The sequence below is a fragment of the Actinoplanes sp. NPDC051859 genome, from assembly GCF_044452725.1.
Classification (GTDB): domain Bacteria; phylum Actinomycetota; class Actinomycetes; order Mycobacteriales; family Micromonosporaceae; genus Actinoplanes.
On record NZ_JBITBX010000002.1, the window covers coordinates 727641 to 752400 of the forward strand.

Below are 24760 nucleotides of genomic sequence, written 5' to 3' on the forward strand. Positions count from 1 at the left end.
CACCCGAACGGTCAGCAGGCCTTCTACAAAGAGCGACAACAGGACTACCGTGCGAGAAAGGGTGGTGAGTCGCATGACGTATACCGTTCTTTCTGGACAATTTGTCATCCGGTACCCGGATCTGCCGCGCCAGGGGCCGGAACCGGACGGGGACACCGTCAAATTCCGCCCGGACACGCCCGTCCTCGTCGAACGGCTGCCCCGCCCGTCCGGCACGCCACCGGAGCTCAACTCGCGCGGCATCTCCGTACGCCTCGAAGCGATCGACGCGCTGGAAACCCACTTCGGCGAAGCACACCAGGAGCTGGGCGGAGCCAACGGGGCCCGCGACGCCGTGCTGCGCCTGCTGGGTTTTACCGGCGTCGAGTTCTTCGCCGACCTGCCGAACAAGATTCGTCGTGCGGACCAGGACAGCCTGCGCGGGCACGTGCTCTCCAACGGCATCGACGCCAACGGGCGCATGATCGGCTTCGTCTACCCGGGCGATCCGGCCTCGGCCGCGGGCGGCTCGGTCTTCCTCGACGAGGCCGGCGTGGACCGTTCGATCAACGCCAGGTTGCTCGCGGCCGGCCTGGCCTATCCGGCCTTCTATGCCACGTTGCCCGCGGCGCTGCGTACCCATCTGGCCGGGGTTTCCCGCAGAGCCCGGCACGACCGGACCGGCATCTGGCCCGCGGCGACGGCCGACCCGGACGGCGCCGCCACGGTCACCGACCTGGCCGCGTTGCAACAGCTGATCTGCTGGCCGAAGCTGTTCCGGCGGCTGGTCCCGTTCCTGGCGACCGGTGCGGCGGACTTCGACGGATTCGACGCCTGGCTGCGGTCCGACCCGGTGCACCGGGACGACTCACTCTTCCTGCTGGACCGGCTGGAGACCGGCAATCTGCACGACATCGTGGAAGCCGCGGGCCATCGCATCCGGCTGACGGTGTGGCCGGAAGACTTCGTCATCGACCCGGACCCGGCCGCCCCGGGCACCCCCCAGCAGCCCACCGGTCCCGCGCTCGGCGACGTCGTCATCGTGGCGGCCCTCCCCGACCCGGGCGGGACCGATCGCGGCAACGAGCGGCTGACGCTGCTCAACACCACCGCCGCCGACATCGGCCTGGACGGCTGGGCGCTGCGCGACCGCAACGGCCACACCCACCGGCTGGCCGGAACGCTCGGCGGCGGCGCGGTCGTGCAGATCGTCGCCGCGGGTACGTTCGCGCTCGGCAACACTGGCGGGACCATCACGCTCATCGACGACCGCGGTGTGCCCGTCGACGAGGTCCGCTACCGGGCCGGGCAGGTCAAACGGGGCCGGACGATCGCCTTCGGACGGTGACGGACCCGGCCGCCAGCACCGGGAGCAGCGCCAGAGCGAGGAGGCCGCCGGTGTTGGCGAGCACCGGGTAGCTCGCGGTCGCGACCACGATGCCGGAGGACATCCCGCCGGCCGCTCCCGCGAGCGCGATCGAGACATCGACCAGGCCCTGGGTCTTGGCGCGGGTCTCCAGCGGCAGCGCGTCCGTGACCAGCGCGGTTCCGGAAACGAGGCCGAGATTCCAGCCGACGCCGAGCAGGCCCAGCGCCACGGACAATGCGGTGATCGAACCGCCGGGTGCGACGCCCGCGAGCAGGCCCGCGGCCAACAGGGTGACGGCACCGGCGGCGGCGGTCCGCAGCGCGCCAAACCGGTCGACGAGCCAGCCGGTGAGCAGGGAAGGCAGGTACATGGCGGCCACGTGGACGCCGATGACCAGTCCCGACGCGGCCGTGCCGAGGCCGTGATCGTGCATGTGGATCGGCGTCATCGTCATGATGCTGACCATGACGAGCTGACTGAGCACCATGACCAGCGCGCCCACCACGACACTGCCTTGGCCGCCGTGCTGCTCCCCGCCCGCGGCAGCCGGAGCGTCGGTGGCGACCGAACGGGCCAGCACGAGCGGATCGGGGCGCAGCCAGCCGGCCAGCACGATCGCGGCCAGCGCGTAGGCGAGGCCGGAAAAGACAAACGGCCCCGCCAACACCGGAATGCCGAGGGTACGGGCGAACTCCCCGGCCGGCGCCGCCAGATTCGGACCCACCACCCCGCCGACCGTGGTGGCGACCAGCACCGTCGACAGCGCCCGACCCCGGTGCGTACGGGCGGCCAGGTCAGCGCCCGCGTACCGGGCCTGCAGGTTCGAGGCGGTACCGGCGCCGTACAGGAAGAGGGCCGGGAAGAGCAGGAGCGGACTGCCGGCGACTGCGGCCGCAATGACGAGGATGCTGCCGACCGCGCCGGTGGAGTAGCCGAGCACCAGGCCGGGCCGGCGCCCACGGGCCTGGGAAAGCCGGCCCACGACGACCGCGGTGAGCGCGGAACCCGCGGTGAACAGGGTGCTGGGCAGTCCCGCGAGGCCGGCGCCGCCGAGCATGTCCTGAGCCAGCAGCGCCCCGACGGTGATACCGGCGGCGAGCCCGGCGCCGCTGAGAATCTGGGACGCCACCAGCACCGTCAGGGTGCGGCGTTGCTGGGCGGCGAGGTCGGGTGGAACTGTGGTGACAGTCAACGGGCTACTTCCGGTCGGGGCGGCTGCGCCGATCGTAGCGAGAGCACGGTACAGCGCGGCCGTTCGGCCCGTACGGTTCCGGAACCGCGCCGTTGTCTTGACATCTGTTGCGGTCTATCGCTTGCTGTGACGTATGTTCGCCATGTTCGCCGCGGCACTGCTGGCCGCCGCCTCGCTGACGGCCCCACCCGCAACCGCGGCACTGGCCGCGCCCATCTCCGCGCCGACCCACCTCCCCGGCGTCACCGTGTTCGACCCGAGCATGCCGGTCGCGCAGATCCAGGCGACGCTGGACGCCACACACGCCCGCCAGGTCGACAACGAGATGGGCACCCAGCGGTACGCCTTCCTCTTCGCGCCGGGCACCTACGGCACCGCCGAACAGCCGTTGCAGATCAAAGTGGGCTACTACACCGAGCTTGCCGGGCTCGGCGCCTCGCCGGCTGACGTGGTCATCAACGGCAAGGTGGAGGTCTACAACCGCTGCCTCGGCGACGGCGGCACGAGCAACTGCCTGGCGCTCAACAACTTCTGGCGGACCCTGTCCAACCTGACGATCAACGTCAACGGGGCCGGGCAGGACGGCTGCCGATCGTCGGCCAACTTCTGGGCCGTCTCGCAGGCGGTGTCGCTGCGCCGGCTCGCCATCAGCGGCGGCAACCTGTCCCTCATGGACTACTGCACGGCCGGCCCGCAGTACGCCAGCGGCGGCTTCATCGCCGACTCGGCGCTCCCCAACATCGTCAGCGGCTCACAGCAGCAGTGGCTCACCCGCAACAGCTCGGTCAAGAGCTGGTCCAACGGCGTGTGGAACCAGGTGTTCGCCGGCGTCCACGGAGCGCCGGACGACGCGACGTTCCCGGTGCCGCCGTACACCACGCTGGCGCAGACACCGTTGAGCCGGGAGAAGCCGTACCTGTACCTCGACGCGGCGGGCAAGTACCAGGTCCGCGTGCCGGCTGCGCACCGCGGGACCGCCGGAACGTCGTGGGGCGCCGGACTCACCCCGGGCCGTACGGTGCCCCTGCGCGACTTCTTCGTCGCCACGCCCGCCGACCCGGTGTGGCGCATCAACGCGCAGCTCGCGCTCGGCAAGCACTTGCTGCTCACCCCCGGTGTCTACGACATCGCGCGCAGCATCGACATCCGGCGACCCGGCACGGTGCTGCTGGGCCTCGGCCACGCCACCCTCACCGCGGTGGACGGCGCGACCCCGCTCACCGTCGCCGACGTTCCCGGGGTCATCGTCGCGGGCGTCACTATCGACGCGGGCAGCGAAGAATCGTCCGTCCTGCTGCGGGTCGGCCGCAGCAACGGCGTCGGCATCAGTACGCCCGGCGACCCCACCACACTGTCCGACGTGTACCTGCGCGTCGGCGGCCCGCACATCGGCAAGACCGACACCGCCCTCGAGGTGAACAGCGACAACGTGCTCATCGACCACACCTGGGTGTGGCGTGCCGACCACGGCGTCGAAGGCTTCACCGACGGTGTCCACGGCGACACCCAGCGCTGGCACACCAACACCGGCCGGCAGGGCGCGGTCATCAACGGCGACGACGTCACCGCGACCGGCCTGTTCGTCGAGCACTTCCAGCGCTACAACACCACCTGGAACGGTGAACGCGGCACGACGGTGCTCTACCAGAACGAACTGCCGTACGACCCGCCCACCCAGGCCGACTGGATGAACGGCCCTGTCGAGGGCTACGCGGGTTACAAAGTCGGCGACCGGGTCCGCCACCACACCCTGTACGGCGCCGGTGTCTACGTGTTCAATCAGAACAACCCGACGATCCACACCGAGAACGGCTTCGAGGTGCCCCGCCGCCCCGGCGTCCAACTGCACCACATCATGACGGTCAACCTCAGCGCCGGCACCATCGACCACGTCGTCAACGGCGAAGGCGGCCCCGCCGACGCCAGCAACGTCGGCACCCCGGTCTATGTGACCGCATACTCCGGATAACTGCCGCTCTGTGCACAAGCCGTTGTCCGGTACGCCAGGGCGGAACTACGGTGCCGCCATGGCGTCGCACTACTGGGAACTCACGTTCGACCGGTCCGGTACGCCCACCACCCCCCGCTTCGTCGACGATCTCGCCGCGCGCGGCATCACCGACCTGTTCGTCATGGCCCACGGCTGGAACATCAGCGAACAGCGCGCCCGCACCACCTTCCGCACGCTCTTCCCGCTCATCGAAGGCATGGCACCCGGCACCCCAGGCTTCGTCGGACTGTTCTGGCCCTCGATGTGGTTCCCCGACCCGCCCCCGTCCGCCGACGCGCAGGTCCGGGCCGCCATGGCCGAAGACCGCCCCGGCGTCGCCGCCACCACGGTCACCGGCGCCGAGATAGCCGCCTCGCTGACGCCGTCCTTCCCCGCCACCTCGCACGCGGCCCTGCACCGCATGGGCGAACTCGTCGACGCAGGCCGCACCGGTGTGGGCACCGATCCGGCGCCGGCGCAGCAGAAACGCCTCGACGAATTCCAGCACCTTCTGCGTACGGTCTTCGCCCCCGTGCAGCAGTCCGTGGAAGACTCCGGCGAACTAGCCGCTCTGCTGACCGACGAGCCCCGAGACACGTACGCAAGACTCGCCGACGTCCTCGGCAGCGCGCCCCGCCCCCACGAGGTCGGCTGGGGTGACGTCTTCGGCAAAGTCTGGAACGCCGCCCGCGACGTCCTCCGCATGGCCTCCTACTACGAGATGAAAGCCCGCGCCGGCGACATCGGCAGTCGCGGCCTCGGTCCGTTCCTCGCCGACCTGCACACCCGGCTGCCAGGCCTGCGGGTGCACCTCTCCGGCCACAGCTTCGGCGCCCGGCTGGTGTCCTACGCCCTCACCGTCGCCCCGGCCGCCTCCCTGTGCCTGATCCAAGCCGCGTTCTCCCACTACGCCTTCACCCCCCTCGCCGCGATGCCGTTCGGCTCGGCGGGTGCCCTGCACCGTTACGCCGACCGGGTCACCGGGCCGCTCATCGCCACCTGGACCCCACACGACTGGGCGCTACGCCGCTGGTACCCCAAGGTGTCCTTCCTGGCCCGCGACGACGCGGCACTCACCAAGGTGGACCCCGCGCTCCGCTGGGGAGCCCTCGGCGCCGACGGCTTCCAAGGCGTCACCCCCGCCCGCCGCCTTACCCTCCTCCCGCCGGCCACGATGTACGGCCTGGCCGCCCAGACGTTCCACAGCGTCGACTCGACCGCGGTGATCGCCGACACCGGCCTGTCATCCTTCTCCGGAGCCCACGCGGATTTCGTGCACCCGGAAGTGGCCTGGCTCCTCGCCGCAGCCGCCCGCTGACCCCCTGGTGGGCGGTGCCTGGTTACCGCGGACTATTCGGCAGAGCTGACGCCCACTCGACCGCGGGGGCTGCGTCGGAAGTAGCGGCCGCGATTCCGGTGCCGGTGGTGGCGGCATAGGCAGTGCCGGCAGTGGCAGCTGCGGTGCCGGCCATGCCCGCGGTGCCGGCAGCGCCTGCGGAGCTTGCGGCGTGGGGGGTGCTAGGTGCAGCGGTTGCGGAGATGGCGCTGCCGGCGGCGGCAGCGGCAGTGCAAGCGGTGGTAGCGGTCCAGCCGGTGCCGGCGATGGTTGCGGCATTGGCGGTAGCGGCGGCTGCTGTGGCGGCGGCGGCTTTGTGTCGGGGGCGGAAGGTGGCTTTGACGGCTCGTTGGGCGCTGGGGCCGTTGCGGGTGGCGATCAGGGAGAGGGCGACCAGGACGGCCGGGACGCTGGCTGGAGAGCCCGGGCCGTAAGCGGCGGCGGTGAGGTCGGCGGTGATCTCGACGAGGGCGGCGACCGTGCCGAACAGCGCCGCGGGTTTGGTGGCGCCCGGCACCGCGGCGATCACGACAGCGACCCAGACGGTGAATCGGAGGGTGGCGTCGAACGGCGCTGCGGGGGAGAGCAACGCCCAGGCGGCAAGCCCTACGGCGCCACCGAGGGCCCAGACGGCGAGGACTCGGCGCAGAGGCTTGGGCAGGCGGCGCATGGATGCGGGGAGGCGGCGCACGGGCTTGGGTAGGCGGCGCATAGGTGCGGGCAGGCGGCGCACGGGCTTGGGCAGGCGGCGCATAGGTGCGGGGACGCCGCGCTCGGGCTGGGGGAGGCGGCGCAGGAGTGAGGCAAGGCGGCGCAGGGACGCGGGGATGCGCGACGGTCGGCCGTTGCGTCCTGCTGCGATCATGCTCGGAAAATATACCGGTGGGCGGAGTATCCGGAAATTGTGATCGTCCGCTTTCGTTCCGTATGGGGCGCTGCTCAGTCGTGGCTTCTTGCTCACTCTCCGTCGACAAATAACCGCATTTATCGCGTTCTGCCGACCGGTTCGGGATCGCCGCCGGAAGATCGTGATGAGCGCCACGAAATGGGGTCGTCGGAGCCGCCGAGCCGGGGAGCGTCGACATGCACATCGCTGCCGCGCGGGATGCGGCCGGCCGGGACACCGCCAGCACCATCGGCGGGGTGCTCGAGGGCCGGTCGGTGCAACCGTTGTTTCAGCCCATCGTCGACCTCGAGACCAGGGCTGTGGTGGGAGTCGAAGCCCTCGCGCGCGGCCCGGCGGGCTCCGCGCTGGAGTTCCCGGACCGGCTGTTCGCCGCCGCTCGCGACTCGGGCCGGCTGGGTGAACTGGACATGCTCTGTTCCGAGCGGGCCCTGGAGTGTGCGGTAGCCACCGCGCACCCGCCGCCCCTGCTGTTCGTCAACGCTGAGCCGGCCGCGCTGAACCAGCCGCTCTCACCCCGGTTGGTCGACCTGATCCAGGCCGGGCTGCCGTTTCGGGAAGTCCTCGAGTTCACTGAGCGCGCGCTGCCGGCCGTACCCGGAAGCATGATGCGCATCGCCGCGCAGGCCCAGGCCTGGGGCAACGGTCTCGCGCTCGACGATGTGGGCGTGGACCCGATGTCCCTGGCGCTCCTTCCGGTCCTGGAGCCGGAAGTCATCAAGCTCGACATGAGCCTGATCCGAGACCCGTGCACCGCAAGCACCCGCGGCGTCTGCGCCGTCGTCCGCGCGGAAGCCCGGCGCACCGGCGCGATGGTGGTCGCGGAAGGCATCGAAACCGAAGACGAACTGGCCGTCGCACGCGAGCTGGGCGCGGTGTGGGGGCAGGGCTGGCTGTTCGGGCGGCCCATCGCGCTGGACCAGATCGATCCGGCCAGCTACGACACCTCAGCGCCACACAGTCTGCGGGCGGCGCGGCCGGGTTTCCACCGGCCGGCGGGGACACCGTACGAGGCGGTGGCGGCTTCCGCGCCCGCCACCGCGGCCACACCCGATTCGGTGGCGCTCGCCCTGGCCCGGCTGCACGACACCGCGATCGGGCTGGAAACTGCCATCGTGGTGGCTGCACTGCCCGCCAGCACCGACGCCGCCACCAGCAGGTCGCTCCAAGATCTCGCCGGGCTGGCCCGATCGGTCATCCTCCTCGACCACCCCGTCGGTGAGGAGTTGACCGCCATCGTCCTCGGCCCCGGCGAGGGGTACGCCCTCAGCACCCGAGCCGACCACCTAGCCACCACCGAGCACCTTCCCACGGTTGCCGAAGTGACCCGAATGCTCCTGAACCGCCTGCCCTGACCCGCGCCCGCCCGGAGGCGGAGCCCGACCCGCCTCCGTCGTCGGCGACGATGGCGCGGACCGGCTCGCCTGAACGCGCGCCGCCGGCACCGGGTACGGTCGGATCATGACGGCGCCGCCCGCCACCGTGCTTGTTGTGTTCGGGCGCGGGGTCATCCGCTCCGGCAGCGAGTTCGTGCTTACCCCCGCCAGCGCCGCCCGGGTGGATGCCGCCCTTGCCTATGCCACTCGGCACCAGAAGGCGTTCGAGCGGGCCCCGGCTCGGATCATCTTCAGCGGCGGCTGGGCGGAGGCTTGCGAGGGCGCCCCCGAACCGCCGGAAGGCTGCTGCGAGGGTGATCTGATGCTCGCCCGGGCCCGCGCTGGCGGCGTGGGCGCATGGGTGCAGCTGCGGGCCGAGATCCGCTCCCGCAGCACCCTGGAGAACCTGCTCCACGTCGCTGGCGAAGGTCTGCTGGCCGACCTGCCCCCGCCGATCGGTCTCGTGTCGCACGGGTGGCATCTGCCGCGGGTGCGCTACCTCGCGGGAAAGGTGCTGGGCTTGCACGGCGCAGCGCTGGTGAACGTGCCCGTGGCTGGTGGGGGCGGACACGGCGAGCGGATCGCGTACGCAATGACCAGGGTTTTCCTCTTCGGAGTGCGGGAGCCCGGCACCCTGCTGCATCGCGAGCGTCGGATGGTCGCGGGGCTGCGTCGTGCTGAGCGGGTGCTGCGCCGGCGGCGGCGTGCTCCGATCGCCGCCGAGATGCTCGACCAGGTCAGCAGCACCCGCGCCGCGCTCGACGGCAAGGCCTGAGACCGGGGGGATAAGAACCCCGCACCGCGGGCATAGGAGGCGCGGCGAGGAGGGGTGGTAGATGGAGTCGGTGGTGGTGGTGCCGGTGTACCAGCCGGGTGAGCACCTGCGCACGCTGGTCACCGACCTGCGCTGCGCGGGGTTGCCCGTGGTGGTGGTGGATGACGGCAGCGATCGGGACTCGGCGGCCGCCCTGGCGGCCGTGGCTGAGCTCGGCGGCACGGTCCTTGCCCATCCGGTCAACCGGGGCAAGGGGGCCGCGCTGAAGACCGGTTTCCGGCACGTCACTGCCGCCTGTCCGGGCTTCGACGTGGTCTGTGCCGACGCGGATGGTCAGCACAGCGCCGAGGATGTGCTGCGGGTGGCCGGCCGGAGCCGGGACACCGGCCGGGCGGTGCTGGGCGTGCGGCGCTTCGCGCAGATGCCGCTGCGCAGCCGGGTCGGCAATACCGCCACGCAGTTGCTGTTCCGCGCGGCGACCGGGCGGCTGGTCGGCGACACGCAGACCGGGCTGCGGGCCTATCCGGGCAGCCTGCTGGACTGGCTGATCTCGGTGCCCGGCGACCGCTTCGACTACGAGATGAACATCCTTCTGTACGCCGCCCGCCGCGGCTACGAGTTCGACGAGGTCACGATCGCCACGACGTACTTGGCAGACAATGCTTCCTCGCATTTCGAGCCGTTGACCGACGCGACGCGGATCTACTGGCCGCTGCTGCGGTTCGTAGCCACCTCGTTGTTGCCTGCGCGCGCTCGCTGACCGGGGATGGCCGCTCGGCCCATCGCCTTCTCCGCTGCGGCGGGGAGCTTGGCGGGGATCCGGACGGTGAAGACGGTGCCGGTGGCGCGGTCGCTGGTGACCGAGATTTCGCCGTGGTGGGCCTCGACGAGTTTGCGCACGATGGACAGGCCCAGCCCGCTGCCGCCGGTGGCGCGGTTGCGGGAGCGGTCGGCCCGCCAGAACCGGTCGAAGATTCTCGGCAGGTCTTCGGCGGCGATGCCGGTGCCGGTGTCGCAGACTTCGATGGTGAAGCCGGCAGCGTCTGCGGCGGCGCTGACTGTCACCGAGCCGCCGGCTGGGGTGTGGCGGATGCCGTTGGACACGAGGTTGCCGACGAGTTGGCGCAGGCGCACCGGGTCGGCGGTCACCTGCGGGTCGCCGGCCACCTCGGTGCCGAGTCGGACGCCTGCCGACTCGGCGGCGCTGCGGTGGGCCTCGGCGACCTGGGTCAGGATGTCGCGGAGGTACACCTCGTCGGGGTGCACGCGCAGGCTGCCGGCGTCGGCGGCGGCCAGGACGGCCAGGTCGTCGATGATGTGCTGGAGGAGCACGGCCTCTTCGTGCAGGAGGTCCAGCAGGTCGGGACCGGTGGGGGTGAGACCGTCCTGGGCGGCCTCCAGCCAGCTGCGGATGTTGGTGAGCGGGGTGCGCAGTTCGTGCGCGACGTCGCTGACCATGGCCCGGCGGGACCGTTCCGAGCGTTCCCGGCGGTCGGCCATGTCGTTGAGCGCCTGGGCCAGGTAGCCGATCTCGTCCTCGGTGGTCACGGGTACCCGGGACTGCCGGCCCACCGCACTGTCGGCGGCAGCGGCCAGCGCCCGCAGCGGCCGGACGAGACGCCGGCCGACCAGGACGGTCACCAGGACGGTGACGACGAGGACGGCGCTGGTCACCACGGCGATCCGGACAGTGTTGGCGCCGGACAGGTTGAACACCGGCTGCGCCGAGCCGTCGTCGGGGTCGGTGACGAACAGCAGGGCCGGTGGCGCCACGTACGCATGAAGCTGGTCCTGCCGGCCTTTCTCCACGCAGCCGCGGATCAGGTCAGCGGTCTCGGCGTCGGTCGTGCCGCGTTCGCCGGGCAGGTCGACGCGGCCCACCGTGAAGTCGTAGTTGAGGACCAGGCTGCCGATGTCGCGGACCCCGAGGCACGGCGCGACCCGCCGTTCCAGGTCTTTCATGGCTTTCGCCTCGGATCGGAACCGGGCCGGGATCTGCGCGCAGGCCGGCACCACGCCGCGCTGCGCCGCGATGAGCACCCGGACGGTCATGCGCCCGGTGGGCAACTCGACGGCATCAGCGGGCACTCCGGCCCGGCCCAGGCAGCGAAGCTGGTCGTCGACCCGTTTGCGCTCGAGCTGCCGGTCTTCGGCGTCCAGCCGGTACGGCCCCACGACCCGGGGATCGATGCGCACGTCGCCGCCGGTCAGAGCGAGGTCCAGGCGCAGCGGGTCGACGGTGGCTGACGGGCGGGCCGTCTGTAACGACGGGCCGGGCGTCGAGTCGGCGATGACCCTGCGGTCCTCGGTCATCAGGGTGATTCGCCGGTCCAGCTTGCGCGCGCGCTCGTCGACGACGGTCTGCACCCCGCTCCAGTCGCGGTGCGTGGCAGCGAACCCCACCAACGCGTCGTAGACGCTCTTGTCGTCGGCGAGGGAGCGGCCCTGTTCCTGCTGGATGGCGCGGGTGGTGCTCTGCGCGGCGAGCCAGGCGGTCGCCCCGATCGCAGCGATCGCCACCAGCACGGAGGTGACCAGCAGGCGGGTGATCAGGCTGCGGTGCAACGGGACCCGGCGGGGCCGCGCTGCCTCGCTCATCCGGCGCTCATTGTTCGCCGCTGGACAGCTTGTAACCGATTCCGTACACGGTGAGCAGCAGTGCGGGCCGGCGCGGGTTCGCTTCGATTTTGCGCCGCAGGTTCTTCACGTGCACGTCGATGGTGCGCTCGGTGGAGCTGCGGTCGATGCCGCGGGTGTGGCTGAGCAGCTGCGCCCGGGTGAAGACCCGGCCCGGGTAGGCGGCCATGGCGGCCAGGATGGCGAATTCGCCCGGCGTGCAGCCGACCGGCTCGCCCTGCATGTGCACCTCGTGCCGGCCCGGATCGATGGCGAGCGGGCCGACCCGCAGCGCGGGGGTGGCGGCTGTGGCCGTCGCCCGCCCGCCCCGGCGCAGCAGCGTCCGGACCCGGGCCATGAGTTCCCGCGGACTGTACGGCTTGGTCAGGTAGTCGTCCGCGCCCAGCTCCAGCCCGAGCAGCAGATCGTCCTCGGTGGAGCGGGCGGTGAGCATGAGCACGAGCAGGTCGGATTCCTGGCGCAGCATCCGGCACACGTTGAGGCCGTCGAGGCCGGGCATGCTGACATCCAGCACCAGCAGATCGGGCGGCGACTGCCGGGCGCGTTCGAGTGCGGTGCGGCCGTCGTGCACCACGTCGGCCCGGTGCCCCTCCGCCTCCAGATACCGTCGCAGCACCTCAGCCTGGCGCAGATCATCCTCGGCGACGAGTACGTGGGCACACACGCCGGCGACTATAGGGGCACCCCGCCACCGGCTGGCGGCAAGCCGGAACCGGTAGCTGACAAGAACCTCATATTCCGCCAGCAAGATCCCTGTCATGAAATGGGAGTCCGACGCGCAGACCCAGGTGATCCCCGTGGTGTCCGCGCCGCGCAGTGCCGATCCGGTGCCCGCGCCGTCGCGGACCGGCCGGATCGTGGTGGCGTTCGCCGTGGTGGTGCTGCTGGTCGGCGCGGGTGCGGTGGTGTGGCGGTGGCGGTCCGGCAGCGGACCGGAGCGGGCGACGCAGGCGCCGATCTCCGTGCAGCATGTCGCTCTCGTCCGGCAGGACCTGTGGACCAGCGAGACGATGCCCGGCAAGCTCGGGTACGGCGCCGCCCGCCCGTTGACCGGCAACCGGCCCGGCACGGTGACCTGGCTGCCCGCGGCGGGTTCCCGCATCACCCGGGGCAAGGACCTGTTGTGCATTGACGACAAGCCGGTTCCGCTGTTCTACGGCGCCATCCCGATGTACCGCACGATCGCGGGGCGCAATCTGGTGGGCCGCGACGTCCGGATCGTCGCGAACAACCTGCAGAAGCTGGGCTACCCGATCGGCTACCAGCCCGGTGCCGGGGAGAGCGTGGCCCAGACCGGCGCGGCTGCGGGCAAGGAGAAGGCGACAACCAAGCTGGTCACCGTACGCAAAGGGGAGGGTGTGTTGACCGCGGACCTGATCACCGCCGTGAAGAAATGGCAGGCGGACATCGGGTTGGCGGTGACGGGTTCCCTTGCGGTGGGCGACGTTGTGGTGTTGAGCGGCGCTGTCCGGGTGGACTCCTTGAGCGTGCAGCCGGGGGCGCCGGCGGACGGGCCGCTGCTCGCGGTCACGTTGACCGACAAGGTGATTTCGGTGGCCGCAGAGGTGGCACAGGCCGGATCGATCCGGCGCGGTGACCGGGTGACGGTCAAGCTGCCGGGCGAGAAGACGGTGCCGGGCGAGGTCAGTGCGATCGGCACTGCTGCCAAAACGGAGGACGGGCAAGCCGGAGAACAGGCCTCCAAGGTGACAATCACCGTCACCGTGGACGATCCGAAGGCGGTCTCTCAGCTCGATTCCGCCGATGTCGAGGTGCTGTTCGCTGCGGAGACCCACAAGAATGTCCTGGTCGCCCCGCTCGGTGCGCTGCTCGCGTTGAGCGAGGGCGGATATGCCGTGCAGACCAAGGCCGGCGGTCTGGTGAAGGTCGAGACCGGCCTGTTCGCCAAGGGTCTGGTCGAGATCAGCGGCGCCGGCCTGGACGCCGGCACCGAGGTCGTGACGACCTCGTGAGCGCGGACCCCGTCCTGCGGCTGCGCGACGTCGGCCGGACGTATCCGGGTGGCGTGACCGCGCTCGCCGGAGTCTCCCTCGACATCGCGGCCGGGGAACTGCTCGCCATCGTCGGACCGTCCGGGTCGGGCAAGTCCACGCTGCTGCACATGATGGGCACGCTCGACCGACCGACCACCGGGTCGGTGCACATCGGCGGTCACGACACTGCCACGTTGCCCGACCGCCGGCTTTCCGCGCTGCGCGGTCGGCTGCTCGGGTTCGTGTTCCAGAGCTTTCACCTCACCGACGGATTGAGCGCCGCGGAGAACGTGACCACCGGCCTGCTGTACGCCGGGGTGCCGCGCCGCCAGCGCCGGGCCAAAGCCGCTGAGGCGTTGGAGCGGGTCGGCCTCGCGCACCGGATCGGGCACCAGCCGCACCAACTTTCCGGCGGCGAACGTCAGCGCGTCGCGATCGCCCGCGCGTTGGTCAACCGGCCGGCACTGGTCCTGGCCGACGAACCCACCGGTGCGTTGGACACCGCCACAGGTCATGCCGTGCTGGACCTGCTGCACCGGCTGCACCGGGAAGGAACCACGATCGCCCTGATCACCCATGACCGGGACATCGCCGCGTCGCTGCCGCGCCGGGTGGAGATCCGCGACGGCCGGCTCGTCGCCGACAGTGCCCGGATCCGGGGCACCGCGCCGGTGGTGGCCCGGTGAGCCGGCTGCGTGCGGCGACCCGCCCGGTCCGGCTGGCCCCGCTCGACCTGCTCGGCCTCGGCCTCGTGGGCTTGCGGACCCGCAAGCTGCGGGCGGCGCTGTCCGCCCTCGGCATCTCCATCGGCATCGCCACGATGATCGTGGTCACCGGCATCCCTGCGTCCAGCCAGGCCGCCCTGTCGCGGGAGCTCACCGCCCTGGGCACCGACGTGTTGCAGGCGATGCCGCAGCCCGATCAGGATCCGCCTGCCCTGCTGCCCGAGGAATCCGTCGGCATGGTCCGGCGGATCGCCCCGGTCAATGTGGTCAGCGCGGTGGCTAACACCCACACCATCGTGCGCCGCTCCGACCGTACGGACCCGCGTGACGGGTTGGGCCTCACCGTGCTGGCGGCACGCCTGGATCTCCTGCCGGCCATCAACGCCGAGATGCGGTACGGCCACTGGCTCACCACCGTGACCGCGAAGTTCCCCGGCGTCGTGCTCGGCGCCGAGGCAGCAGCCCGGCTGGGCATTGCGGACCTGCCTGCTGTCACGCCGGCCCCGCAGGTGATGATCGGCCGCGAATGGTTCACGGTGGTGGGCATCCTGGCGACCACGCCGCTGTCGGAGGACATCGACCGGTCGGTGCTGGTCGGGTGGGAGTCGGCGCGGGCCAAGCTCGACTTCGACGGCCATCCCACGGTGATCTACCTGCGCGCGGACGAGGCTCAACTCGAAGCGGTCCGGGCGGTGCTGCCCGTGACGATCCACCCGGAACGGCCCGGCCAGGTGCTGGTGACCCGGCCGTCGGATGCTCTCGCCGCGAAGCGGGCCACCGAGAACACCTTCTCCACGCTGCTGCTGGGCTTGGCGGCGGTGGCGCTGCTGGTCGGCGGGATCGGCGTAGCGAACACGATGGTCATCTCGGTGCTGGAACGGCGCGCCGAGATCGGCCTGCGCCGGGCGCTGGGGGCCAACCGCGGTCAGATCCGGGTCCAGTTCCTGACCGAGGCCGTCGCGTTGGCGGCCCTCGGCGGAGTGGCGGGCACCGTGCTGGGTGTGCTGGCGACGGTGGCGTACGCGGCGTACCACGAGTGGCCGGTCGTGGTGCCGATGCAGGCGGTGCTGGCGGGCGTCGGCGGCGCGGTGGTGGTGGGCGTGGTGGCCGGCGTCTACCCCTCGGTGCGAGCGTCTCGGCTCACTCCCACCCAGGCGCTCGCTTCGGTCTGACGTTCCCCTCGCTGGGTCCCCCTCCCCAGCAACGAAGGGCCGGACCCCGTCGGCGAGGTCCGGCCCTTCGTGTTCCTGCTAGCCCGCGGAACCCTGCGAAGGGGCCGGGGGCGCGGCTGGCTTACTGCCGGCGAGCTGCCATTCCTTGCGCAGCAGGGGCAGTTCGAGCCGCTTGTCCAGCAGGGTGATGCCGAGGATCTTGAACTGGGCGAAGAGCTGGCCCTTCGCTTCGAAGCCGGCGTACACCCCCCAGCGTGGTGCGGTGCCCGTGCCGGCGGCGGCGTCGGCCCGCAGGTAGGGCGCGAACTCCAGGCCAGCGCCGACCGAGCCGTACAGGGCGACGTCGAACGTGGCGCCGATGGTGGCCTTGGCCTCCGCCGCACCGTTGATCTCGAGCTGCTTGCCGGGGGTGACCGTGGACGTGGCCACCGGGAGCTGGGACCAGCCCTCACCCTTGCGGTAGCGGACACCCAGGGACAGCTCGCCCGTGGTCTTCTGCTCCGCATCGACGGTGATCTTGCCGGTTGCCGAGATCTGGTAGAAGTAGGTCAGATCGGCGTCGACCACCACCGGGAAGCCCGCCACCAACAACGTGGTGTGCACATTGACCTCGGCGAACGGCAGCCGCAGCGGCTTGCGTCCGGTGTCCACCGACCCGGCCAGCCCGGCGTGCACCTTCCAGCCGTAGTCGTACGCGCCACCGATGCCGATCGCGGCCGCGGACGGGGCCACGCTGTACCAGTGCGCCCGCTCATAGTTGAAGATCACCTGCGGCTGTAGGTGCACCCAGCCGGCCAGCGTCGGGCCGCCCTGCGCAGTGCCGGTGAAGCCGTAGTCGCCGATCGGCACGTTCAGGTCGAGCTTGATCTCGCTGCCGACGTTGTGCCGCTCCTTGGTGCCGGCGCCGGCCAGCGGAGCAGGCGCGACGACGGCGGGCGGCAGCAGCGTCGCGCCGTCCGGCGTGGTGACCGGCGCCGTCTGCGCGGTGGCGGTGGGTGCCGGTGCCGTGGTCGACGGCGAGACCGGCGGCGAGGCCGGCGGGGCAACGGACGCCGACGCCGCGGGCGGTGTCGGCGAGGAACTGGGCAGCGAGGTGGCCGGCGCCGGGATCGACACGTCGGCCGACGGGCTGACCGGCGGCGTCGCGGGCGGCTGCGAGACGGGCGGCTCGGTGACCGCCGGCACGGACGCCGTCGGCTCGGTCGGGGGCTGGGTCGCGGGTGCGGCCGTACCCGTCGCCTTCTCGACCGTGGCCTGCACGCCCTCGGTGAGCGGCTTGACCGTCACGTCGCCGACGGGCACCGGCGTGGTGGTCGTGAGCTTCTGGTCACCCAGCAGGTCGGGCAACGTGGCGGGTGCCACCGACACCTGACCGGCAGCGTCCTCCCGGGCGTCGACAACCTTGACCAGCGCGCCCTCGGGCAGAGCCTTGGACCGCCCGGCCGCGATCACGTCGCCCTTGCGCACCTCGGTCTTCTTGGGCTTGCCAGCCGCCTCGACCAGACGGGCCTTCCCGGCCCGCTTGTCGTACGCCGCGAGCTTGAGCTGCTCACCGCTGACCCGCTCGACCGCGCCGCTCTTGCCCGGCCGGGCAATCGTCGCAGTGCCGGAGGAATCGTCGATCGCTACCGCCACCGGCCGGTCCGCCGGGGCGGCGCCCGCCGCGACGGTCGTCGCCGCCCGGTCGTCCGGCACGGTGAGCAGGCCCGCCGTGATGCTGGCCGCGCCGGTCACGGCCGTGGCTACCGCCAGGGCCAACGGCCAACGCCGTGGGGTCCGCTTCAACCTCGTCCTCCAGGTGTCTGGTGTGCGCTACGCCCGCATCGCGTGGGCGGGAGGGCGGGCCGCCATCAATGCGGCCTTGCGGGAAGAAGAAGTACCGGACGAAAGATCAGGTGTACAGATCGCGCTCAGATGTAACACCTCACAGCGGGCCGGTCACTGTGGACCCGACCAGCGAATATTCCCATGTCACGATGGATGTGGCCGGCCAGGCGGCGGTCGGCGCCAATCTGGTCACCGTCCCAAGGAGTGGATTTCTGCGGCTCGGATGCGTGCATGCCCGGACCGATGCGGGGTATGGGGGGCGGCGGGGCCGCTCACCGGGTGGCTACGGGGAGATATGAGGACGAAGTGACGGGCGCGCATGGCTCCGGCTGACGTATTCGCCGGTGGCGGTGACACCGGCCGGCTCATGGCTCAGCTCGACTGGTCGCGGACGCCGCTCGGGCCGGTGGAAGGCTGGCCGCAGAGCCTCCGGTCGGCAGTACGCACCGTGCTGTCGTCGCGCTACCCGATGTTGCTGCTGTGGGGCGACGAGTTCACGCAGCTTTACAACGATGCGTACTCGGCGTTGATCGGTGACCAGCATCCCGCCGCGCTGGGTGACGACGTCCGCGTGACCCTGGAAGCCGGGTGGGACGTCCTCGAACCACTGATCAGCGAGGCGGTCCGGACCGGGGTGGCGAGCTGGGTGCCGGCCCTGCGGCTGATGCTCGAGCGCGCCGGGTACCGCGAGGAGGCCTACTTCAGCGTCTCGCACGCCCCGGCCCGCGACGACGACGGCACCACGGTCGGCGTGCTCACCGTCTGCAGCGAGGTCACCGAGCAGATCGTGGGGGAGCGGCGGCTGCGCCTGTTGCACGAGCTGTCGCTGCGCGGCGGTGACCGCACCGGTGGGGTTGCCGAAACCTGCGCGCGGCTGGCCGAGACCATCGGCGGGCACCCCCTCGACGTGCCGTTCGCGGCCATCTATCTGGCCGATGGTGGCGTTCTGCGGCGGGCGGCGGGCGCCGGTGCCGCGCTGCCGGACGTGCTCGGCCCGGATGCCGCGAGTGGCGGTTGGGAGCTCGATGCCACCCCGCACGACACCGTACGGCTGGAGGTGCCGGGTTCGGTCGTGGTGACCGGTGGGCCGTGGGGGCTGCCGGTGGGCGAGGCGGTTGCCGTACCGTTGCCGTCGGCTGACCGGTCGCAGCCGCTCGGCGTGCTGCTGGCCGGAGTCAGTCCCAGCCGAGCGCTGGACGATTCCTACCGGTCCTTCTTCCACTTGCTCGCGCAGCAGGTGTCGGTCGCCGTGCGTAACTCCCTGGCTTACGAGGAGGAGCGTCGCCGGGCCGAAGCCCTGGCCGAGTTGGACCGGGTGAAAACTGCCTTCTTCACCAACGTCAGCCACGAGTTCCGTACCCCGCTGACCTTGATGCTGGGACCCCTGGCAGACGCGCTGGCCGACGGCGAGGAACCGCTCGGTGCTCGGCAGGCCGAGCGCGTCGACGCCGCGCACCGCAACGCGAAGCGCCTGCTCACGCTCGTGAACAACCTGATGACCTTCTCCAGCCTGGAGGCGGGCCGGGCCCACAACGTCCCACGGGACCTGGACCTCGCCGCGCGCACCGCCGAGCTGGCAGGCGTGTTTCGGTCGGCGGTCGAGCGGGCCGCGCTGCGCCTCGTCGTGGACTGCCCGCCGGTGCCGCGCCCGACGGCCATCGACGCGGGCAACTGGGAAACGATCGTCACCAATCTGCTCTCCAACGCTTTAAAGTTCACCTTCGTCGGCGAGATCCGGGTGACGCTGGACAGCGATGAGCAGGGCATCTATCTGCGGGTCGCGGATACCGGCATCGGCATCGCCGAGGCCGACCTGCCGCATCTGTTCGACCGCTTCCACCGCGTGTACGGCGTCCGCGCCCGCAGCCACGAGGGCAGCGGTGTCGGCCTCGCCCTGGTGCGCGAACTGACTCGCCTGCTCGGCGGCGATGTCGCCGTGACCAGCGCCCCCGGCACCGGCACGACTTTCACCGTCGCCCTGCCCTGGGCCGCGGTGGCCGCGGTGGGAGCCAGCTCGGACGGCCCGCCGACCGGCGCCACGGCGCACGCCCTGGCCGACGAGGCGTCCGGTTGGCTCGACGTGCCCGCGACCGCCGACCCGACCGCCGATCCGGCCGACGTCCGCATCTTGGTCGCGGACGACAACAGCGACATGCGCGCCTACCTGGTCCGCCTGCTCACCGCGCAGAAATGGCAGGTGGACACGGTCGCGGACGGCGAGGCGGCGCTGGCGGCGATCCGGCGGCGGCCGCCCCACCTGCTGCTCACCGACGTGATGATGCCGCGGCTGGACGGGTTCGCGCTGGTTCGGACGCTGCGGCAGGACGAGGAGACGCGAAGCTTGCCGATTGTCATGCTCTCCGCCCGTGCCGGCGCCGAAGCGGGCGTGGAGGGCTTGGACGCCGGCGCCGACGACTACGTGGTGAAGCCGTTCACCGCGGGTGAACTGCTGGCGCGGGTCCGGGCCACACTCCGCCTCGGCCGGCTGCGGGACGGCCCGGCCCGATCGGAACCGACCTCGGCGGCGACGGCTGCCGTCATCGCCGCGGGAAGGCTGCTGTCCGACGCCCTGCACGCCGTGACCGAACAGGCCCGTGCCCTGCTCGGCGGCATTCAGGCGACCACCGAACTGACGACCGGGCCCGGCCGCCCCGCCTTCACGGTCACCTCCGCGCCGCCGCCGGACAGCGTGCCGGCGACTACGGCCACGGTGCGGCGGGTCGTGCGGGACGAGGAGGGGGCCGAGATCGGCGCCCTGTCGGTCCTGGTTCCCGGCATCCCGCCCGTCGCCGCGACGGAGCTGCTGGAGCCGGTCGCCGCCATGGTGGCGGCGCTCGCGGCGGGCCGGTGGGAGCCGGATCATGACCGCCGTATCGCCGCAACGATGCGGCGGGCCGTGTTGCCCGAGCACCTGCCAGCGGTGCCGGGCTGGGAGCTGAGCGCTCGGCACCGCCCGGGAACCGACGCGGGTGGCGCCTGGCACGACGTCGTCCCGCTGGCCGGCGGCGATCTGCTCCTCGCGGTCGGGGAGGTGGCAGGACGTGGCCCGGAGGCTGTCGTTGCCGCCGGCCGGTTGCGGGTCGCCGTCCGTTCGTACGCGGTGCAGGACCCCGCACCGGAACGGATCCTCAGCCGCTTGTCCACGGGTGACGTCCCGCCGGCGACCGTGCTGCTGGCCCGACTCTCTCCGGAGAGCGGCGCTCTGACCTGGGCGGCTGCCGGTTGGCCCGGTCCGATTCGGAGTTTGCCGGGTGAGTCGGCCAGCTGGGCGGTCCACCCCGCGGGTCCGCGGCTGGGGTTCGGCCCCGCCTCGTATTCCGGGCACAGCCTCGACCTTCCCGAGGGCTCCTCCCTGCTGTTGCTCTCCGCGAGCGGACCGGACGACCGTGCCGAGCCACCCGGCGCCGAGGGCATGCGGCGGGGCGTGAGCGTCAACGACCTGCTCGACGTGGTGTTGGACGGCTCTCCACGGTCCAGGATGGTGGACGTCGCCGCGGTGGCGTTGCACCGGCGGCTGCCTGCCCGGCCCGTCGAAGCGGCCGCGGCCGGGGCTGGGCTCGAGCTGGCGTGGAGTTATCCGCTGCGGCCGACCGCAGCCGCGGCGATGCGCCGGGACCTCCGGACAGCGCTGGCTGACCGGGTCGGCCCGGACCTGCTCGAAGACCTGCAACTCGCCGCCACGGAGGCGGTCAACAACGCGGTCGAGCACGCGCAGCAGCCCACCCGCGACCAGGTGGACGTACGGCTGGCGGTGGCGGATGGTGTGATTCACATCGGCGTGCAGGACTACGGAACGTGGCGCGGCCGCCCCGCACCGATGGATCGGGGCCGCGGAGCGCTGCTGATGAACGCGTACGGTGACGTGCGGGTCACCACAACCGGATCTGGCACCCTGGTGACCATCGAGCGGCGCAGCTCCTAAGACCGCCCGACGCGAACGGTTTTGCACGGCGGCATAGGATCGATCCCCGTACGGTCGCCGATCTGCACTAGGGAGCGCGATGCCGCTGACTCCGGCCGACGTCCACAACATGGCCTTCAAGAAGCCACCGATCGGAAAGCGGGGGTACGACGAGGAAGAGGTCGACGCCTTCCTCGACGAGGTGGAGCAGGAGCTCATCCGGCTGCTGGAGGAGAACGGGGCTCTGCAGGACCAGGTCCAGCGGCCCGGTTCCGGCACTCCTGGCGCCGCCTCCACGGTGGTGTTGCCCGCCGAGTTCGCCGACCTGGCCGCCAAGCTGGAGCGGATGCAGGAGGCCCGCGCGCGGGCTGAGCAGAACGCCCGCAGCGTGCAGGCCGAGCTGGAGCAGGCCCGTTCCGCCGTTCCGCCGGTCGCCGCCGCCGTGGCAGCCGCAGGCGACGACGAGCGCAACGCCCGGGTGCTGATGATGGCGCAGCGCACCGCGGACGATCACCTGCTCGACGCCCGGCAGGAGGCGGACGCGCTGCTCGGTGCCGCCCGGGACAAGGCCGCGCAGCTCACCGGCGAGGCGCAATTGCGGGCCGGCACGATCGAGGGCGACGCCCGCCGCGACCACTCCGACGCCATGAACAATCTGGGCATCAAACGCGCTGAGCTGCTCGACGAGATCGACCGGCTGGGTCACCTCGCGCAGAGCTACCAGGCCGCGTTGCAGAACCACCTGGTGCACCAGATGCAGGAGCTGAACAGCGAGCCAAAGCTCGCGGTGGAGCGCGCCCTCGGTTGATCCGGGCCGGTCCTACCGGTCGGGTTTCTCCGTGGTGTTGCGGAGCTGGGCCAGCTCCTCGGGGCCCGGGCGGGCATTGCGAATGGCGGCCCGGACCTCCGGGGACGGTAGCTCGCGCTCGCGGAAAGCGGCCGCAGCTGCCCGTTCGGCCGCGGCCAGTTGCCGGTCGCGGTCCGCGTGGGCCGCGGCGCTGGGCAGATGGTCGCCTATTTGGTCATGAATCGTCGCGCTTTCGTCGGCGACGCGGGCGATGGCTTCGGCGTTTTCCGCCATCAGATCGAATTGCGCGTGCTGCCGCGCGGCCAGCCTGGCACGGTGTTCCTCGGGGGTTTCCGCTTCGTCCGTACTCATGTCCCAGTAGTACCCGGATCGCCCGACCAGTGCTATGCCTGTCGCGGAATCAGGAAACGTGCCGGTCGCGGCAGACGCCGTCGAGCATGAGGTCGATCGAACGGTCGGCGGCCGCTCGGGCGGCCGCCGGGTCCTCGCCCGTGCCGGCCACGCCCTGCACCATCGCGAAGAGCAACAGCAGATCGCTGGGCACGAGGTCGGTACGGACGTAGCCGCCGTCCTGGGCGCTGCGCAGGGGCGGGGCGAAGGCGGCGACCAGCCGTTGCTGGTAGCGGCGGCGGACGCCGGCGTCGAGGCCGTCCGCGAGGGCGATCAGCGACTTCATCTCGATCAGCCGGTGCAGCACCGCGCGGAGGAACGGCCGGAACGCGGCGGGGCGGTCGGCCCGCGCGGCGGCCGCCTCCTCCAGCTGCCCGAGCTGGTGGCCGATGACCTCGGCGGTCAGCGCCTGCCGGTCGGGGAAGTGGCGGTAGATGGTGGCCAGGGCGACGCCGGCGCGGCGGGCGATCTCGGACATTCGGGCGCCGGGGCCGCGGCCGCGCAGCACGTCGGCCGCCGCTTCGACGATGGCGGCGCGGTTGCGCCGGGCATCTCGCCGGAGCGCCGACGGGGCACCGTAGAGCACCACTGTTCGTCTCCTCGAGTCGGCGTACATGTTACCGGCAGGTAACGAGAATGTCACCGGCTTCAATTTCTCGGTACCGGCTCCTACGCTGCCGCCACCGACGTCCGACAACCCCCAGGAGTGCCCATGGCGCCCCGTCGTCCTGTCGTGCCCGCCCTACTGCTCTCGCTGCTCACCGCCACCGCACTAGCCACTGCTCCCACACCCGCCGTGGCCGCACCGACCCCCGCCGCACTCGCTCCGGCAGCGGCGGCGAAGGCCACCACCGGCATCAAGTTCGTCGACATCACCAGCGGTGACGTCGTGCTCAAGGCCAACGTCGTCGCACCCACCGCGGCCGGTCGCCACCCCGTGCTGATCATGCCGTCGAGCTGGGGCCTCAACGACCTCGAGTACGCCGTCCAAGCCCAGAAGCTCGCCGAACGCGGCTACGTCGTGGTGTCGTACACGCCGCGGGGCTGGTGGTTCTCCGGCGGAGAGATCGACACTGCGGGGCCGAGGGACATGGCCGACATCTCGCGGGTGATCGACTGGACGCTCGCCAACACCCCGGCCGACCCGGCCCGCATCGGCGCCGCCGGCATCTCGTACGGCGGCGGGCTCAGCCTCATGGGCTCGGCCCACGACAAGCGCATCCGCGCCGTCGTCATGATGAGTGGCTGGACCGACATGGTCAGCTCGCTCTACGCCGAACAGACCCGGCACCGGCAGTCCGCCGGGTTCCTCAGCCTCACCGCCGACCTGCTCGGCGACCCCAGCCCGGAGCTGGACAAGGCCCTCGACGACTTCTTCGCCAACCGCAACGCCCCCGAGGTCGCGGCGTGGGGCAAGACCCGGTCGCCGGGCACCTACCTGGACGCGATCAACGCGAACAAGCCGGCCGTCCTCATCGCCAATGGGTGGGGTGACACGTTCTTCCCGCCGAACCAGCTGGTCGACTTCTATGCGAACCTGGCCGGGCCGAAGCGCCTCGAACTGCGGCCGGGTGATCACGCCATCGCCGAGATCACCGGTCTGGCCGGGATCGACAACGAGGTGTGGACCAGCCTGTACCGGTGGTTCGACTTCCACCTGCGCGGCGTGCCGACCGGCGTCGACACCGAGCCGCCGGTGGTGGTCAAGCCGTACAACGCCAAGGCCGAGCAGTACGCGAACTGGTCCGCGCTTTCGCCCGACACCCGCCGCTACGGCCTCGGGTCGATCCGGGGTTGGGACGGCACCGGCCTGCTCGGCGGCGACCCATCGACCGGCTGGAGCAAGACTCTGCCGACCGACAAGGACACCACCGCCAACGGCGGCATCGTGCTCCTCACCGCGGGCCTCGCGGCGTTCACCGGCAAGCAGCCGTGGGTGTGGCTGCCCACTGTCGACCGATCCCGGGCCGGCGTCTGGGCCTCCGAGCGGCCGGACAAGTCCGTGAGGCTGCGGGGCATCCCCAAACTGCACCTCGAACTGACCGGCACCGAAGCGCAGGGCACGGTGGTGGCGTACCTGTACGACCTCGACATCCTCGGCAACGCCCGGCTGATCACCCACGCGCCGTCGTCGTGGATCGACACCAAGGGCGGCAACCGGACGGTGGACGTCGCCCTGCAGGCCGCCGCGTACGACCTGCCCGCCGGGCACTCGTTGACCCTGGTCGTCGACACGATGGACGGGCTCTACTACGACGAGAACCCGCCGAAGAAGTCGGTCACGATCACCGGCGGCTCGTACCTGGACGTGCCCTTCGTCTGAACCTCCGCACATTCCCTCCGGCGAGCCGGGTACGGTGCTGCTCGACACCGTGGCTCGCCGGA

General features: G+C 71.5%; 19 protein-coding genes. 12 read left to right on the forward strand and 7 right to left on the reverse strand.

Annotated elements, in window-relative coordinates; translation table 11 throughout:
- Positions 1–73 precede the first annotated feature (73 nt).
- A complete protein-coding gene (locus ACIA1L_RS07335) occupies positions 74–1327 on the forward strand; it encodes a lamin tail domain-containing protein (RefSeq protein ID WP_396071633.1) in 1254 nt (417 codons plus the stop codon).
- On the opposite strand, the gene ACIA1L_RS07340 is transcribed toward ACIA1L_RS07335, so the two are convergent.
- Positions 1293–2540, reverse strand: a complete 1248-nt coding sequence (locus ACIA1L_RS07340) for an MFS transporter (RefSeq protein WP_396071634.1) — start codon at positions 2538–2540, stop codon at positions 1293–1295. The two genes, ACIA1L_RS07335 and ACIA1L_RS07340, sit on opposite strands and share 35 nt — an antisense overlap.
- A 133-nt stretch (positions 2541–2673) precedes the next feature.
- Here ACIA1L_RS07340 and ACIA1L_RS07345 point away from each other — a divergent pair, with 133 nt between their 5' ends.
- Positions 2674–4509 (forward strand): adenylyl cyclase, encoded by a 1836-nt coding sequence (locus ACIA1L_RS07345; RefSeq protein WP_396071635.1) that lies wholly within the window; start codon positions 2674–2676, stop codon positions 4507–4509.
- Positions 4510–4567: 58 nt separating this feature from the next.
- The gene (locus tag ACIA1L_RS07350; protein ID WP_396071637.1) at positions 4568–5848 is read left to right on the forward strand and encodes a hypothetical protein; all 1281 of its coding nucleotides are present in this window, start codon (positions 4568–4570) and stop codon (positions 5846–5848) included.
- A gap of 22 nt (positions 5849–5870) precedes the next feature.
- On the opposite strand, the gene ACIA1L_RS07355 is transcribed toward ACIA1L_RS07350, so the two are convergent.
- Positions 5871–6731, reverse strand: coding sequence for a hypothetical protein (locus ACIA1L_RS07355; protein ID WP_396071638.1), 861 nt, complete (start codon positions 6729–6731; stop codon positions 5871–5873).
- Between the two features lie 218 nt (positions 6732–6949).
- Here ACIA1L_RS07355 and ACIA1L_RS07360 point away from each other — a divergent pair, with 218 nt between their 5' ends.
- The 3 genes from ACIA1L_RS07360 to ACIA1L_RS07370 all read left to right on the forward strand — a co-directional run bounded on the left by ACIA1L_RS07360 (position 6950) and on the right by ACIA1L_RS07370 (position 9681).
- Positions 6950–8125, forward strand: a complete 1176-nt coding sequence (locus ACIA1L_RS07360) for an EAL domain-containing protein (protein ID WP_396071639.1) — start codon at positions 6950–6952, stop codon at positions 8123–8125.
- Between the two features lie 106 nt (positions 8126–8231).
- Complete coding sequence (locus tag ACIA1L_RS07365) at positions 8232–8921, forward strand: YdcF family protein (RefSeq protein WP_396071641.1); 690 nt, start codon at positions 8232–8234, stop codon at positions 8919–8921.
- A gap of 61 nt (positions 8922–8982) precedes the next feature.
- A complete protein-coding gene (locus tag ACIA1L_RS07370; protein WP_396071643.1) occupies positions 8983–9681 on the forward strand; it encodes a glycosyltransferase family 2 protein in 699 nt (232 codons plus the stop codon).
- Here the strand turns inward: ACIA1L_RS07370 and ACIA1L_RS07375 are convergent.
- The gene (locus ACIA1L_RS07375) at positions 9624–11519 is read right to left on the reverse strand and encodes an ATP-binding protein (RefSeq protein ID WP_396071644.1); all 1896 of its coding nucleotides are present in this window, start codon (positions 11517–11519) and stop codon (positions 9624–9626) included. The genes ACIA1L_RS07370 and ACIA1L_RS07375 overlap by 58 nt on opposite strands.
- 7 nt (positions 11520–11526) lie before the next feature.
- Positions 11527–12222 carry a response regulator transcription factor gene (locus tag ACIA1L_RS07380; RefSeq protein WP_396071645.1) on the reverse strand — a complete coding sequence of 232 codons (696 nt, stop codon included), beginning with the start codon at positions 12220–12222 and terminating at the stop codon, positions 11527–11529.
- 94 nt (positions 12223–12316) lie between these two features.
- Here ACIA1L_RS07380 and ACIA1L_RS07385 point away from each other — a divergent pair, with 94 nt between their 5' ends.
- Genes ACIA1L_RS07385 through ACIA1L_RS07395 form a run of 3 tightly spaced genes read left to right on the forward strand, consistent with a single transcriptional unit; the run spans position 12317 to position 15449 of the window.
- The gene (locus ACIA1L_RS07385; RefSeq protein ID WP_396071646.1) at positions 12317–13531 is read left to right on the forward strand and encodes an efflux RND transporter periplasmic adaptor subunit; all 1215 of its coding nucleotides are present in this window, start codon (positions 12317–12319) and stop codon (positions 13529–13531) included.
- The gene (locus tag ACIA1L_RS07390) at positions 13528–14238 is read left to right on the forward strand and encodes an ABC transporter ATP-binding protein (protein ID WP_396071647.1); all 711 of its coding nucleotides are present in this window, start codon (positions 13528–13530) and stop codon (positions 14236–14238) included. The genes ACIA1L_RS07385 and ACIA1L_RS07390 overlap by 4 nt, the downstream gene beginning before the upstream one ends.
- Complete coding sequence (locus ACIA1L_RS07395; protein ID WP_396071648.1) at positions 14235–15449, forward strand: ABC transporter permease; 1215 nt, start codon at positions 14235–14237, stop codon at positions 15447–15449. The genes ACIA1L_RS07390 and ACIA1L_RS07395 overlap by 4 nt, the downstream gene beginning before the upstream one ends.
- A gap of 78 nt (positions 15450–15527) precedes the next feature.
- Here the strand turns inward: ACIA1L_RS07395 and ACIA1L_RS07400 are convergent, their stop codons facing one another.
- Complete coding sequence (locus ACIA1L_RS07400; protein ID WP_396071649.1) at positions 15528–17234, reverse strand: hypothetical protein; 1707 nt, start codon at positions 17232–17234, stop codon at positions 15528–15530.
- 361 nt (positions 17235–17595) lie between these two features.
- Between ACIA1L_RS07400 and ACIA1L_RS07405 the strand changes: the two genes are divergently transcribed.
- Together ACIA1L_RS07405 and ACIA1L_RS07410 are read left to right on the forward strand one after the other, a co-directional pair.
- Positions 17596–21198: an ATP-binding protein gene (locus tag ACIA1L_RS07405; RefSeq protein ID WP_396071650.1), complete on the forward strand. Its 3603-nt coding sequence runs from the start codon at positions 17596–17598 to the stop codon at positions 21196–21198.
- A 79-nt stretch (positions 21199–21277) separates the two neighbouring features.
- The gene (locus ACIA1L_RS07410; protein WP_396071651.1) at positions 21278–21985 is read left to right on the forward strand and encodes a DivIVA domain-containing protein; all 708 of its coding nucleotides are present in this window, start codon (positions 21278–21280) and stop codon (positions 21983–21985) included.
- A gap of 12 nt (positions 21986–21997) precedes the next feature.
- Here the strand turns inward: ACIA1L_RS07410 and ACIA1L_RS07415 are convergent, their stop codons facing one another.
- Positions 21998–22336 (reverse strand): hypothetical protein, encoded by a 339-nt coding sequence (locus ACIA1L_RS07415; RefSeq protein ID WP_396071652.1) that lies wholly within the window; start codon positions 22334–22336, stop codon positions 21998–22000.
- A gap of 49 nt (positions 22337–22385) precedes the next feature.
- Complete coding sequence (locus ACIA1L_RS07420; protein ID WP_396071653.1) at positions 22386–22964, reverse strand: TetR/AcrR family transcriptional regulator; 579 nt, start codon at positions 22962–22964, stop codon at positions 22386–22388.
- 123 nt (positions 22965–23087) lie between these two features.
- On the opposite strand from ACIA1L_RS07420, the gene ACIA1L_RS07425 reads away from it, so the two are divergent.
- Positions 23088–24698, forward strand: coding sequence for a CocE/NonD family hydrolase (locus ACIA1L_RS07425; protein WP_396071654.1), 1611 nt, complete (start codon positions 23088–23090; stop codon positions 24696–24698).
- Positions 24699–24760 lie beyond the last annotated feature (62 nt).